General features: G+C 59.5%; 12 protein-coding genes. 1 reads left to right on the top strand and 11 read right to left on the bottom strand.

What is annotated here, in order from left to right; genetic code table 11:
• Positions 1–93: 93 nt before the first annotated feature.
• The 11 genes from M9827_RS18040 to M9827_RS17990 all read right to left on the bottom strand — a co-directional run bounded on the left by M9827_RS18040 (position 94) and on the right by M9827_RS17990 (position 11,691).
• The gene (locus M9827_RS18040; protein WP_042557114.1) at positions 94–738 is read right to left on the bottom strand and encodes a methionine ABC transporter permease; all 645 of its coding nucleotides are present in this window, start codon (positions 736–738) and stop codon (positions 94–96) included.
• Positions 728–1,849 carry a methionine ABC transporter ATP-binding protein gene (locus tag M9827_RS18035; protein WP_250606448.1) on the bottom strand — a complete coding sequence of 374 codons (1,122 nt, stop codon included), beginning with the start codon at positions 1,847–1,849 and terminating at the stop codon, positions 728–730. The genes M9827_RS18040 and M9827_RS18035 overlap by 11 nt, the downstream gene beginning before the upstream one ends.
• Positions 1,850–1,851: 2 nt before the next feature.
• Positions 1,852–2,661, bottom strand: a complete 810-nt coding sequence (locus M9827_RS18030; RefSeq protein ID WP_250606447.1) for a MetQ/NlpA family ABC transporter substrate-binding protein — start codon at positions 2,659–2,661, stop codon at positions 1,852–1,854.
• A 126-nt stretch (positions 2,662–2,787) separates the two neighbouring features.
• Positions 2,788–4,146, bottom strand: a complete 1,359-nt coding sequence (locus tag M9827_RS18025) for an LLM class flavin-dependent oxidoreductase (RefSeq protein ID WP_250606446.1) — start codon at positions 4,144–4,146, stop codon at positions 2,788–2,790.
• Positions 4,146–5,339 (bottom strand): SfnB family sulfur acquisition oxidoreductase, encoded by a 1,194-nt coding sequence (locus M9827_RS18020; protein WP_250606445.1) that lies wholly within the window; start codon positions 5,337–5,339, stop codon positions 4,146–4,148. Before M9827_RS18020 ends, M9827_RS18025 begins: the two co-directional genes overlap by 1 nt.
• A 38-nt stretch (positions 5,340–5,377) precedes the next feature.
• Positions 5,378–6,619 carry an SfnB family sulfur acquisition oxidoreductase gene (locus M9827_RS18015; RefSeq protein ID WP_250606444.1) on the bottom strand — a complete coding sequence of 414 codons (1,242 nt, stop codon included), beginning with the start codon at positions 6,617–6,619 and terminating at the stop codon, positions 5,378–5,380.
• Between the two features lie 288 nt (positions 6,620–6,907).
• Positions 6,908–7,672: a hypothetical protein gene (locus tag M9827_RS18010; RefSeq protein WP_250606443.1), complete on the bottom strand. Its 765-nt coding sequence runs from the start codon at positions 7,670–7,672 to the stop codon at positions 6,908–6,910.
• 470 nt (positions 7,673–8,142) lie between these two features.
• The gene (gene tcyN, locus M9827_RS18005; RefSeq protein WP_250606442.1) at positions 8,143–8,892 is read right to left on the bottom strand and encodes an L-cystine ABC transporter ATP-binding protein TcyN; all 750 of its coding nucleotides are present in this window, start codon (positions 8,890–8,892) and stop codon (positions 8,143–8,145) included.
• Between the two features lie 4 nt (positions 8,893–8,896).
• Entirely contained in the window at positions 8,897–9,613 is a 717-nt protein-coding gene (gene tcyL / locus M9827_RS18000) for a cystine ABC transporter permease (RefSeq protein ID WP_250606441.1), read from the bottom strand.
• Complete coding sequence (gene tcyJ / locus M9827_RS17995; RefSeq protein ID WP_250606440.1) at positions 9,613–10,413, bottom strand: cystine ABC transporter substrate-binding protein; 801 nt, start codon at positions 10,411–10,413, stop codon at positions 9,613–9,615. The genes tcyL and tcyJ overlap by 1 nt, the downstream gene beginning before the upstream one ends.
• Positions 10,414–10,698: 285 nt before the next feature.
• Positions 10,699–11,691: a D-cysteine desulfhydrase gene (locus M9827_RS17990; RefSeq protein WP_250606439.1), complete on the bottom strand. Its 993-nt coding sequence runs from the start codon at positions 11,689–11,691 to the stop codon at positions 10,699–10,701.
• A 190-nt stretch (positions 11,692–11,881) separates the two neighbouring features.
• Here M9827_RS17990 and epsC point away from each other — a divergent pair, with 190 nt between their 5' ends.
• The gene (gene epsC / locus M9827_RS17985) at positions 11,882–12,808 is read left to right on the top strand and encodes a serine O-acetyltransferase EpsC (protein ID WP_250606438.1); all 927 of its coding nucleotides are present in this window, start codon (positions 11,882–11,884) and stop codon (positions 12,806–12,808) included.
• The last annotated feature ends 21 nt before the right edge of the window (positions 12,809–12,829 follow it).

The raw sequence follows: 12,829 nt of genomic DNA, 5'->3' as shown, positions 1-12,829 counted from the left end.
CAGGCTCGCTCCCACAGGGGAACACATTCCAAATGTGGGAGCGAGCCTGCTCGCGAAAGCGGGTTCAGAGGCGCCGCATGAACTCGGCCAGACTCAGCGCTTGTTCAACCCACGCGCCAGGCGGTCTCCACCCAACTGAATCACCGCCACCAACGCCACCAGCAACACAATCACCGTCAACATGATCTGGCTGTCAAAGCGCTGATAACCGTAACGATAAGCGATGTCCCCCAACCCGCCCGCGCCAATCGCTCCGGCCATCGCCGAGGAGTTGATCATCGTCACCAGCGTGATGGTGAAGCCGCCGACAATCCCCGGCAGCGCCTCCGGCAACAGCACATGCCAGACAATGTGCCAGCGCCGGCAACCCATTGCTTGCGCGGCCTCGATCAAACCATGATCAACCTCGCGCAGACTCACTTCGGCAATCCGCGCAAAGAACGGCGTCGCCGCAATCGTCAGCGGTACCACCGCAGCCCAGACACCGTAGGTGGTGCCGACGATCAACCGGGTAAACGGAATCAGCGCGACCATCAGAATCAGAAACGGGATCGAGCGGAACAGGTTCACGAATGCGCCCAGAGCGCGATTCAGCACCGGCGCTGCATAGATGCCGCCCTTGTCGCTGGTGACCAGGATCACCGCCATGGGAATCCCCACCAGCAAGGCGATCAGCGACGACACGCCGACCATCAGAAACGTATCGATAAAACCCTGCAACAAGCGATCAAACCACATAACCGACTACCTCCACGCGTTGGGCCCACGGTGCGGCGCGTTCGCTCAATTGCCCGGCACTGAACGCTGAGCCGCTGACGGCCAACAACAATTGCCCCAGCGCATGCCCCTGAATTCGCTCGACGCCGCCCTGAAGCAACTTCACCCGGCCACCCAATGCAGTGAACAGCGCCGCCAGATCCGGTTCATCACTGGCGCTGCCGGTGAACTGCAAACGCAACACCACAGCAGCGTCAGCGCAGGGCGCTTGGCCGTGCAAGCGGCTCTGCAACTCTTCCGGCAACGCGTGTTGCAGCGGTGCAAGCAAGGTCTGGCTGACCTCGTGCTGCGGATTGCCGAACACTTCCCAAACCGGGCCTTGCTCGACGACGCGGCCATGCTCCAGCACGACAACGCGGTCGCAGATCTCGCGGATCACTGCCATCTCATGGGTGATCAGGACGATGGTCAGGCCCAAGCGTTGGTTGATCTCGCGCAACAGGCCGAGGATCGACTGCGTGGTCTCCGGATCGAGCGCCGAAGTCGCCTCGTCGCAGAGCAGAATATCCGGGTCATGCACCAGCGCGCGGGCGATGCCGACACGCTGTTTCTGCCCACCGGAAAGCTGCGCCGGATAAGCCTTGTGCTTTTCCTGCAAGCCAACCAGCTCGAGCAGTTCGCGGACCTTTTTTTCGCGTTGTTCTTTCGGCACGCCAGCGACTTTCAACGGCAGCTCGACGTTCTGCCAAACAGTCTTGGCCGACATCAGATTGAAGTGCTGAAAGATCATGCCGATGCGTCGGCGCAAAGCGACGAGGCGGTCTTCATCGAACTCGCCGATGTCGACTTGATCGATCAACACGCGCCCCGAGGTCGGTTGTTCCAGACGATTGATCGTGCGGACCAGCGAGGACTTGCCGGCGCCGCTGCGGCCAATGATGCCGAACACTTCACCGCGCTGAATCGCCAGATCGATGCCCTGCAATGCCGCCACCGGGCCTTGCCGGCCGTTGTAGGTTTTACCCAGGCCGATGAAGCGCACGTGGGCGCGATTCAGCTCAGGGTGCAGCTCGGTTTTTTCAGCATTGTGTGGCTCTGGAATTTCCAGTCGCCGTTGGATCGCGGCCGTCATGTTCAGCTTTCCCAACCGGCTTGATACAGCTTGCCGTGAGCCTTATCCAGCGCCGCGCGAACGGCTGGCGAATGCTGGTAGATGTCGACGAATTTGATCAGGCGTGGATCGGTTTTGCTCTTCGGCTGGATGACAAACTGGATCACGTATTCCTTGTGGTCGAGGCCGTCAAACAGCAGCGCGGAACCGGCATCGAAGGTCTTCGCCAGACGAATGTAGGCCGGGTAGCCCTGGACCAGATCGGCGTCGTCATAGGCGCGCACCAATTGCACGGCTTCGACCTGGAGGATTTTGATTTTCTTCGGGTTGGCGACGATGTCGTCTTCGGTGGCTTTGTAGCCAACACCCGGTTTCAGCGTGATCAAGCCAGCCTTGGCCAACAGCTGCAGGCCGCGACCGCTGTTGATCGGATCGTTGGCGATAGCGACGCTGGCGCCCTCTGGCAACTCGTCGAAACTTTTGTATTTTTTCGAGTAGAGGCCGACGTTGTTGATGATCCCCGGCGCGAATGGCACCAGATCAAAACCCGACGCGGCTTTGGCATTTTCCAGAAACGGAATGTGCTGGAAGTAATTCACGTCGATGTCGCCGGCGGCGAGGCTGACGTTCGGCGCGATCCAGTCGGTGAACTCCACCAGCTCGACGTTCAGGCCTTGTCTGGAAGCTTCTTCGACGGCGGCTTCCAGCGGGATGGCGAAGGCGGCGGTGGTGCCGATTTTCAACGGCGCATCGGCGGCGAACACCGCCGAGCTGAACAGGCCGAGGGCCAGGGCCAGTGCTTTGACTGGGTGGGACAGGATTTTCTTGGTCATGATGGTTTTTCCAGTCAGTGCATTAATTTTGTGGTGTCGGGTCGGGCCTCATCGCTGGCAAGCCAGCTCCCACAGGTTTTGTGAACGCCACAGACCCTTGTGGGAGCTGGCTTGCCAGCGATGCTTTTAGCGGCGAAACGCTGCGCCGGTGTGTTGCACGGGCAACTGCGCCCCGCCATGAAACAGCTTCTCGCGCAGGGTGCCGGTGTCGTACGCAGTCTTGTACGACCCGCGTCGCTGCAACTCTGGAATCACCAGGTCAATGAAATCGACATAGCTTTCCGGCGTAACAATGCGGGTCAGGTTGAAGCCATCGAGGCCGGTCTCGGCGATCCACGATTCCAGCTCATCCGCCACTTGCTCAGGCGAGCCGACCACGGTGATGTAGCGGCCACCGAGGGCGTGCTGGTCGAGCAATTTGCGCCGGGTCCAGTCGTTGTTCTGCAGGTTCCTGGTGGCCGATTGAATCGCGTTGCTCTTCACGTACTGGATCGGTTCGTCGATCTCGTACCGGGAAAAGTCGATGCCGGTCGACGCGGAAAAATGCGCCACGCCGGCTTCGGCGCTGGCGTAGCTCAGGTACTCGGCATGCTTGGCCCATGCGGCTTCTTCGGTCGCGCCGACGATCACATTGAGGCCCATGAACACCTTGATGTCCTCCGGGTTACGTCCCGCTTCGAAGCCACTGGCGCGGACCTTGTCCACCTGAACCCTGGTCGACGCCTTGTTCTGGCCACTGATGAACACGCACTCGGCGTGACGCCCGGCGAAGAGCAAACCGCGATCGGAACTGCCGGCCTGAAACAGCACTGGCGTACGCTGCGGCGACGGCTCGCAAAGGTGATAACCCTCGACCTGATAGAACTCGCCCTTGTGCTCGACCTTGTGCACTTTTTCCGGGTCGGCGTAGATCCGCTGCTCACGGTTATTCAGTACCGCGCCGTTTTCCCAACTGCCTTCCCAGAGTTTGTAGAGCACCTCCAGGTACTCGTCGGCCTGGTCATAACGACGGTCATGCTCGACCTGCTCGCTCAGTCCCATGGCTTTCGCGGCGCTGTCGAGATAGCCGGTGACAATGTTCCAGCCCACTCGACCACGGCTCAAATGATCGAGCGTCGACATGCGCCGGGCGAACAGATACGGCGGTTCGTAGGTGAGGTTGGCGGTCAAGCCGAAACCGAGGTTTTTGGTCACGGCAGCCATCGCTGAAACCAGCAATAACGGATCGTTGACCGGTAACTGGATCGACTCTTTCAACGTCACGTCCACCGAGTTCTGATAGACGTCATACACGCCGACGATGTCGGCGATGAACAAGCCGTCGAACAGTCCACGCTCAAGCAACTGCGCCAGTTCGGTCCAGTATTCAAGGGTGTTGTAGCGCGTCGAGGTGTCGCGCGGATGCGTCCACAGGCCATGGTTGATATGACCGATGCAGTTCATGTTGAACGCATTGAGCAGGATCTTCTTTTTCGCCGCGCTCATCAGATCGTCCCTCGCAACGGAGGGTTTTCATTGTTGAGGTAGTAGTTGCCCACCGCGTGATATTTCCAGCGCACCGGGTCGTGCAGGGTGTGCACGCGGGCGTTGCGCCAGTGGCGGTCGAGGCCGTGTTCGATCAGGGTTGCCTGGCTGCCAGCCAGTTCGAACAGCGTGCTGCCGGCAGCCAGAGAGATTTCAGTGCTGATCGCCCGTGCTTCAGCGACGGCAATCGAGGCCGCCGCAACCGTGTCAGCGTTGGTGTCAGCCTGCGCGGCATCAAGAAATTCGCCGGCCCGTTCAAGCAAGGCTTCGGTGGCGTGCAGGCGAATGCTCAAATGGCCGAAGCTTTTCAGCGTCAATGGATCTTCAGTGGCGTTGTCATTGCCGGAGTCGATCCACGGGCGCGTCTTGCTGCGCACGAAATGCAACGCATCCTCGTAAGCGGCGCGGGCGATGCCGGTGTCGATGGCGGCGTGAAGGATCTGTGCCAGCGGGCCAACGGTGGTCGGGCGTTCGAAGGCGCTTTGAAACGGCAGGACGTCTTCAGCGGCAACATACACGTCTTCGAACACCACCGAACCGCTGCCGGTGGTGCGCTGACCGAAGCCGCTCCAGTCGTCGATCACGGTCAGGCCTTTGCTGTCACGCGGGACGAAGGCCAGTTGCTGCACGCCGTTTTCATCGACAACCGAAGTCGGAATGCGCTGCGCGTAAATCGCCCCGGTCGAATAAAACTTGCGGCCGTTGATGCGATACCCATCACCGTCGCGCTTGAGGCTGGTGAGGCGGTCGTGGGCGGTTTTGGTGCCCAGTTCTGCCAAGGCATTGCCGAAGCGTTGGCCGGCGAGCACTTCGGCGTACAGCCGTTGTTTCTGCGCGTGACTGCCGTTCACACGGAGCACTTCGAGTGCGTAAAAATGGTTCTGCGGAATCTGCCCGAGCGAGCCGTCAGCCTGAGCGATCAGGGCGATGACTTTGGCCAGGGTTACGTTGGACACACCAGCGCCACCGTATTCTTTGGGCACGCTGATGCCCCACAGACCCGAGCGGGAAAACACGTCGAGTTCCGGCAGTGGCAGGCGGCGTTCGCGGTCGCGCACGGCGCTGTCGCGTTTGAAATCTTCGGCCAGGTCGCTGGCGACGATCAGGGCTTGCTCATCGCTGGTGATGACCGCGACGGGATGGGAAAAAGTCATAGGTTTCTCCATTGCACTTGAGAAAGTGTGCGGTCGTCTCAGATCCAGGAATGGCGAGCAGGCAACGTGCCGTTGAGGCGATAGGCGCCGACCGCGTGATACTTCCAGCGCACCGGGTCGTGCAGGGTGTGCACGCGGGCGTTGCGCCAGTGGCGGTCGAGGTTGAATTCGGCAAGGGTCGCGCGGCTGCCGGCCAGTTCGAAAAGCTTCTCGCTGGCGAGCAAGGAAATCTCGGTGGTCAGCACTTTCGCTTCGGCCACGGCAATCGAGGCGCGGGCGGCGGATTCGGCGGTCAGCGGCGCAGCATGGGCTTGATCGAGTACTTTGCCGGCCTTGCGCAACAGTGCTTCCGCGGCGTGCAATTCGATTTTCAGTTTGCCGATGTCGGCGATCACGTAGAGGTCATCACTGGCGTGTTCGACCTTGGCGTCAATCCATGGCCGTGCACGGGTTTTGACGAACTCGATGGCGTCGTCGATAGCGCCACGGGCAATTCCGGCGTCGATGGCCGCTTGGATCAACTGCGACACCGCGCCCTGAGTATTCGGGGTTTCGTTGATCTTCCAGTTGTCGACGACCAGGCTCGACTCGACACGCACGTTGTTCAGCACAATCGTGCCGCTGGCGGTGGTGCGCTGACCGAAGCCCGACCAGTCATCAACAATGCGCAGGCCCGGCGTGCCGCGACGGACGAAGGCCAGCACTTGCTTGCCGTCATCGTTGAGCGCTTTGACCGCGACCCAGTGCGCAAACAGCGCGCCGGTGGAGTAGAACTTCTGGCCATTGATCACGTAATCATCGCCATCGGCGGTGATCCGCGCTTTCAGTTCCAGGGTGTTTTTGGTGCCGCGCTCGGGGCCGGCATTGCCGATGCGCCAGCCTTCCAGAACGCTCTGGAGCAGCTGCTTTTTCTGCGCTTCGGTGGCGCTGCCAAGTACCAGATTGATGATGCCGAACTGGTTCTGCGGGATCTGCCCCAACGCCGGGTCGGCGGCGGAAATGATCGCGAACACCTCGGTCAGGGTGACGAACGAAACCTGCGGGCCACCGTATTCGCGCGGGATGGCGATGCTGCCCAGACCGCTGCGGGTGAACTGTTCGATTTCCGACCACGGCAACTTGCGCTGGCGGTCGCGTTTGGCCGCCTGCACGCGGGCGACCTGCGCCAGTTCATGGGCGGCTTTGATGGCTTGGGCGTCGTTGCGCAAGACCTGCGCGGGCAACAACAACGGGGCGATATCCAGATCAGACTGGACGTTTGCATCTGCCAGACTGGACATCAGTGCCGCTCCCTGGCTGCACGCAATGCCCTGGCGATCTGCACTGGGGTGATTGTGTTCCGGACCATACTACCTACCTCACATCTCATGAAAAGCGCCGCAAAAGTGCGGCGAACGAAAGAATGTCCGGTGGTCCGGTTCATATACCCTAAGCGTGTATAAATATTAAATAAACTAACTTTTAGGAATATGCATAGAAGGGGTGATGGTCGGGTTGGTTAACAATTTTTTGCGGCGGGATTGATCCTGTGGCGAGGGCGCTTGCTTTCTCGCCACAGGTCGTTGTGTTCAGGACTTGCGGGATTCGGCAGCCATGAGTTCTGGCCGCAGGGGGACTTTCAGATAGGGATTTGCGCAGCCGATCTTCAAGGTGCGAGGCGGTGCCCAGCGTGAGTTGTTGCCGACCCGATCGAGGATGCAATACGTCACATCCAGGCGCAGATCCTCGCCTGCATCGACAATTACCGACGGCGGTACCCAGACCTGAATCGGCAAGCCGATATCCGCAGCGGTGACTGGCGCCAGATCCATGCGCACATCCCCCCAGCGCAAGGTGATGGCGTCGTCTTCGGCCATGTTCAGATACGGCTCGATGGTCAGCGGCACACCGCGTTTGATCTGGTTCGGATTGACGCCCTGACGGCGTATGGCGTCGGGGATGGTCACCGGGGCCAGTTGCTGATTTTCGTCTGCACTCAGCGCCGTGGGTTGCCCGCCGGGGCAGTCCAGTTTGACCTGGACGCGTGTCGCCGCCGATAACGCCGGACCCTGACCGACCTGCATCACCCGATAGTGGATGCGCGCGGTGCCGTTGGCGATGAAACTCTCCGGCACCCTCAGGCTGACTGGCGCGCCAACGTCATCCGCTGTGAGCACTTTGGAGGCGACATAGCATTTGTTCCAGAACAGCTCGATGAGATCGCCGCTGTCCATATCAGGGTAGGGCGACACCTCGATCAAAAGGTGTGCGGCGGCGACCAGATTGATACCTGTTTTTTGCGCTGGCGCGAGGGACGGCGCGGCCAGTTCGGGGGTGTGCGAAGTGCGGGTCATCGATTTCTCTCCTTGAAGCCTTGCAGCGAAGTCCGTTTCTGAAAGAACAAAAAGCGTGAATAAACTGGCAATAAAGCTTTGGGCTTTTATTCAAGTTGAAGACGGGGTGGTTGAACTAAGTGGTACGGGTTGCCGACTAGATAAGAGTGTGCGGGTTGGGGTGTCAATAGACGATATTAGTTAACCCGTGAATTACGAATTAATCAGAAGTTTCCTACGCCGTTGCGGCCATATGCCTAAGTGATCAGGCGAAATGAACCACGGGGCGCAAGGCTTTCATGGCGTTTTATGCGCGGATTTATTTGAGCACTATCATTTCAAGTGGAAGGGAGGGAGGCAGGTATCATCTGTTGCAGAACATATATATGTACCGCTTGGGATATGTTTTGTTTGAGTGGGGTTGGAGGATGTTGGGGATTGATAAAAGAAACTTCCATCCATGGAAGTTACCGTTCAAGCAATAAAAGTTCTCAGGCGTGATTCAGAAACTTGCTGAGAAACTGTTTAGTGCGTTCTTCTTTCGGGTTGGCAAACAATGCTTTGGCTTCGCCTTGTTCAACGATCACACCTTTATCGAAAAACACCACACGGTTGGCCACGTCGCGAGCAAAACCCATCTCGTGAGTGACAATCACCATGGTGCGTTTTTCTTCAGCCAGGCCACGAATGGTCGCCAGCACTTCGCCGACCAGTTCCGGGTCGAGGGCCGAGGTCGGCTCGTCGAACAGAATCACTTCCGGCTCCATCGCCAGCGCGCGGGCAATCGCTACGCGCTGTTGCTGACCACCGGAGAGACGACGCGGATAAGCGTCCTCTTTGCCGGCGAGTCCGACCTTGGCCAGGAGTTTCTTGCCCAGAGCAACCGCCTCTTCGCGCGGCATCTTCTTGACCACAATCGGGCCTTCGATGACGTTTTCCAGTGCGGTGCGATGGGGGAACAGGTTGAAGTTCTGAAACACGAAGCCCACGTGCTGGCGCAGGTTGCGCACCAGACTCTGCTGCTGGTTCAACGGGCGACTGGTATCGATTTCGATATCGCCGACCTTGATCCGGCCACTGGTGGGTTGTTCAAGGAAATTCAGGCAACGCAGGAACGTCGTTTTCCCCGAACCGCTGGGGCCGATGATTGCGACGACTTCGCCTTCCTTTACCTCAAGGTCAATGCCGTTGAGCACGACCTGACCCTTGAATTGCTTGGTCAGTTTTTCCACGACAATCATGGGGTCAGGACTCCTGGTCGTGCCGATTGACCCGCTCTTCCAACTTGTTCTGGAAGTGCGAGAGCACCGTGGCCAGAATCCAGTAGATCAGCGCGGCGGCAAGATACATGGTGAAGACTTCAAAAGTCCGGGCGGTAATCAACTGCGCCTGACGGAACAGCTCCGGCACCTGAATAGTGGCGGCCAGTGCCGTGTCCTTGACCAGTGAAATGAAGCTGTTGCCCAGTGGCGGCAGCGCCGTGCGCATCGCTTGCGGCAGGATGGCCCGGCGCAGGGTCTGCGCGCGGGTCATGCCGATGCTCGCAGCGGCTTCCCACTGGCCACGCTCGATCGAACCGATCGCGGCGCGGAGGATTTCACAGGCGTAGGCGGCCATGTTCAGCGAAAAGCCGATCAGTGCCGCAGGCAGTGGATCAAGCTCTATTCCCAGTTGCGGGAAGCCGTAATAGATCACGAACAGCTGCACCAATAACGGCGTACCGCGGAAGAACGACACGTAGACGCGGGCCAGCCAGTTGACCGATTTGAAGCGGGACAGGCGCATCAATGCCAGGCCGAAGCCCAGCAGCAGCCCGAAGAACATCCCGCCGAGGCTGAGGATGACCGTGAAATACGCGCCCTTGAACAGGAAGGGCGCGGAGTCCACCAACAGCTGTGTGGTTTCGGCGATTTGCTGGCTCAACTGCGGGAAGTCCAGTCCGAACTGAAAACCTGCTTCCATTATTTAGTGACGTCTGCGTTGAAGTATTTTTTCGACAGTTTCTCAAGAGTGCCGTCGGCGCGCAGTTCGTCGAGCGCCTTGTTCACCGCAGCCAGCAACTCAGGCTCGCCTTTGCGCAGGGCAATACCGGATTCCTGGCGGGAGAAAGCTTCACCGGCTGCAACGGTTTTTGGCGCTTTCTTGGCGTACTCAAGTGCAGCCAGACGGTCGATCAGGATGGCATCGGTACGGCCATTGTTCAGGTCGGCGAACTTGGTTGGATCATCGTCGTAAGTACGGACGTCGGCGCCCGGGACGTTGGCGCGGACCCATTGTTCATAGTTGGTGCCCAGGCCGACACCGACTTTTTTGCCGGACAGGTCAGCGGCAGTCTTGATGTTCAGCGCGGCTTCCTTGCTCTTCAGCACCAGCGCCTGAATCCCGGAAACGGTGTAAGGCTCGGAGAAGTCATACTTCTTCTTGCGCTCTTCGGAGATGGTCACCTGGTTGACCACGACGTCCAGACGCTTGGATTCCAGCGCGGCGAGAATGCCGTCCCACTTGGTTGGCTGAATCTTGGCTTTGACGCCGAGTTTTTGCGCCAGCGCTTCGGAGAGTTCGACTTCGAAGCCGGACAGCTTGCCGTTCTCGTCAACGAAGCTGAACGGTGGGTAAGTGCCTTCCAGGCCGACGTTGATAACGCCTTTGTCCTTGATCTGTTGCAACTGTTCACCGGCCACTGCCTGGCCGATCAGGCCGGCGCTCAGCGCAAGACCCAGCGAACCCACCAGCAGATTGCGACGTAGTGCGGAAAAATTCATGACAAGCCCCTGTGTTTTCTTATGGAAGACGCTTAAGGAAAGTTGGCGAATGGGTGATTCGGACGACAGCGCTATCCTGCCTTAAAGCAGCTTATGCGTCTCTCGCGAAATTCGCCTGCGGCGAGACTATAAGATGTCTGCGTTAGACTTGAAAATACTTAATATCTGAAACTTTATTCTTTATTGGAATAAGATTTGCCTGTGGAAAAAGATCGCAGCCTGCGGCAGCTCCTACATGAGATCACTTGTGGGAGCTGCCGCGGGCTGCGATCTTTTGATCTTCTGCTACAGGAAATCCTTGTAAGCAAACAACGCCGGCGCCCCACCGGTATGCAGGAAGATGATCGGGCCTTCATCAAAGCGCTGACGGCCAATGCCATCGAGCAAACCTGCCATGGCCTTGCCGGTGTACACCGGATCGAGCAACACCGCTTCCTGACTCGCCAGCAAGTTTACCGCCGCCAGCGTCCCGGCATTCGGCTCGCCATAACGCGGGCCGAAATACTCGTCCCACAACTCGACCTTGAAACCGGCCGGCAGTTCGACGCCGAGTAACTCCGCCGTACGCTCGGCAAGTCCTTGAACCTTCGGTCGCTGATCTTCTTCACTGCGCGAAACGGTCACGCCAATCACCGGTAATTGCGGCAGCACTTCGCTCAACGCCAGTGCCAGACCGCTGTGAGTACCGGCGCTGCCCGAGGCCAATACCACCGCAGCGAACTCCAGACCGGTGTCCTTGATCTGCTCGGCCAGCTCCAGCCCGGCACGCACATAGCCCAACGCACCGAGCGCATTGGAGCCACCGATTGGCACCAGATACGGCTTCTTGCCGTTGCTGCGCAGGCGGGCGGCGAGGGCGGTCAGTTGTTCGTCGGCGTTGTCGAGGTTGTCGACCAGCTCGACCTTGGTGTCGAACAGATCCAGCAGCAGGCGGTTGCCGTTGCCGGTGTAGTTGCTGTCGTCAGTGCCCAGCGGATTTTCCAGCAGCGCCACGCAACCCAGGCCCAATTTGGCGGCCAGTGCGGCGGTCTGGCGGACGTGGTTCGATTGCAAGGCGCCGGCAGTGATCAGCGTGTCGGCGCCTTGTGCCAGGGCATCGGCAGCGAGGTATTCGAGTTTGCGCAGTTTGTTGCCACCCATGGCCAGCGGCGTCAGGTCATCGCGCTTGATGTACACCTCGCGGCCGAGCCAGGTGGACAGGCGTTCGAGTTTTTCCAGGGGCGTCGGGTGGCCGAGCAGGTTGAGACGGTTAAAGCGGTCCAGCTGTTGTTTGATCATGAGTCCGTACTGGCGGAGGAAGATGAAAGGACTATAGGCACGCGCTTTTGCAGGGGCAACCGCGAATCGCTTATAGCCAAATGAACTGAGGCCAGCACTATCGGTTCTTAATTCGCTCTCGTGAGCATGCCGTAAAGTAGGCGCCGATGACGCGGCCAGACAGTCCGGCCGCCCGTGAGGAGTCTTTACCGTGAGCGAGCGTTCCAGCCATTGGCAATTGCAGACCATCGTCAGTCAACTGCGCAGCGCGCGGGATCAGTGGCGGGCACAGAACGGCCGGGCGTTCGGCGAGCAGGGTGGTCGCGAGTTGCCGTCGCGGGCGGCGATGGCGGAGATTCTTGAAGCATTGTGTGGGGCGCTGTTCCCGATGCGCCTGGGGCCGGTGGACCTGCGCGAAGAAAGTGAAGATTTCTACGTCGGCCACACCCTCGATGTGGCGCTGAATGCCTTGCTGGCGCAGACCCGCCTGGAGCTGCGTTACGTCGCCCGCCACAGCGCGCAGGCTGACACCGAAGTCGAAGCCCGCGCGATTCAGATCGTGCAGGATTTCGCCCTCGCACTGCCGGGCTTGCGCACGCTGCTCGACACCGATGTGCTGGCGGCCTATCACGGTGATCCGGCGGCACGCAGTGTCGATGAAGTGCTGCTGTGCTATCCGGGGATTCTCGCGGTGATTCACCATCGTCTGGCGCACCATCTGTATCGCGCCGGTTTGCCATTGCTGGCGCGGATCAGCGCGGAAATCGCCCATTCGGCGACCGGTATCGATATCCATCCGGGCGCGCAGATCGGCCGTAGTTTCTTTATCGATCACGGCACGGGTGTGGTGATCGGCGAGACCGCGATCATTGGTGAGCGCGTGCGGATTTATCAGGCGGTGACGTTGGGCGCCAAGCGCTTCCCGGCGGATGAAGACGGCCAGTTGCAAAAGGGCCATCCGCGCCATCCGATCGTTGAAGATGATGTGGTGATTTATGCCGGGGCGACGATTCTCGGGCGAATCACCATTGGCAAAGGGTCGACCATTGGCGGCAATGTGTGGCTGACGCGCAGTGTGCCGGCGGGGTGCAATCTGACCCAGGCGAATCTGCAGCATGATGACGGGACGCAGAAGTAGGCTCTGAAATTGCGTTGCGGC

This window comes from Pseudomonas sp. AKS31 (genome assembly GCF_023634765.1).
Taxonomy (GTDB): Bacteria; Pseudomonadota; Gammaproteobacteria; order Pseudomonadales; family Pseudomonadaceae; genus Aquipseudomonas.
The sequence above is the reverse complement of the archived record's forward strand: the minus strand, read 5'-3'. Positions and strand labels throughout refer to the sequence as shown.

What these genes read in the sequence shown, in the direction of transcription:
- M9827_RS18040 (WP_042557114.1), bottom strand. Translation starts at nt 738, where the DNA reads ATGTGGTTTGATCGCTTGTTGCAGGGTTTTATCGATACGTTTCTGATG.
- M9827_RS18035 (WP_250606448.1), bottom strand. Translation starts at nt 1,849, where the DNA reads ATGACGGCCGCGATCCAACGGCGACTGGAAATTCCAGAGCCACACAAT.
- M9827_RS18030 (WP_250606447.1), bottom strand. Translation starts at nt 2,661, where the DNA reads ATGACCAAGAAAATCCTGTCCCACCCAGTCAAAGCACTGGCCCTGGCC.
- M9827_RS18025 (WP_250606446.1), bottom strand. Translation starts at nt 4,146, where the DNA reads ATGAGCGCGGCGAAAAAGAAGATCCTGCTCAATGCGTTCAACATGAAC.
- M9827_RS18020 (WP_250606445.1), bottom strand. Translation starts at nt 5,339, where the DNA reads ATGACTTTTTCCCATCCCGTCGCGGTCATCACCAGCGATGAGCAAGCC.
- M9827_RS18015 (WP_250606444.1), bottom strand. Translation starts at nt 6,619, where the DNA reads ATGTCCAGTCTGGCAGATGCAAACGTCCAGTCTGATCTGGATATCGCC.
- M9827_RS18010 (WP_250606443.1), bottom strand. Translation starts at nt 7,672, where the DNA reads ATGACCCGCACTTCGCACACCCCCGAACTGGCCGCGCCGTCCCTCGCG.
- tcyN (WP_250606442.1), bottom strand. Translation starts at nt 8,892, where the DNA reads ATGATTGTCGTGGAAAAACTGACCAAGCAATTCAAGGGTCAGGTCGTG.
- tcyL (WP_250606441.1), bottom strand. Translation starts at nt 9,613, where the DNA reads ATGGAAGCAGGTTTTCAGTTCGGACTGGACTTCCCGCAGTTGAGCCAG.
- tcyJ (WP_250606440.1), bottom strand. Translation starts at nt 10,413, where the DNA reads ATGAATTTTTCCGCACTACGTCGCAATCTGCTGGTGGGTTCGCTGGGT.
- M9827_RS17990 (WP_250606439.1), bottom strand. Translation starts at nt 11,691, where the DNA reads ATGATCAAACAACAGCTGGACCGCTTTAACCGTCTCAACCTGCTCGGC.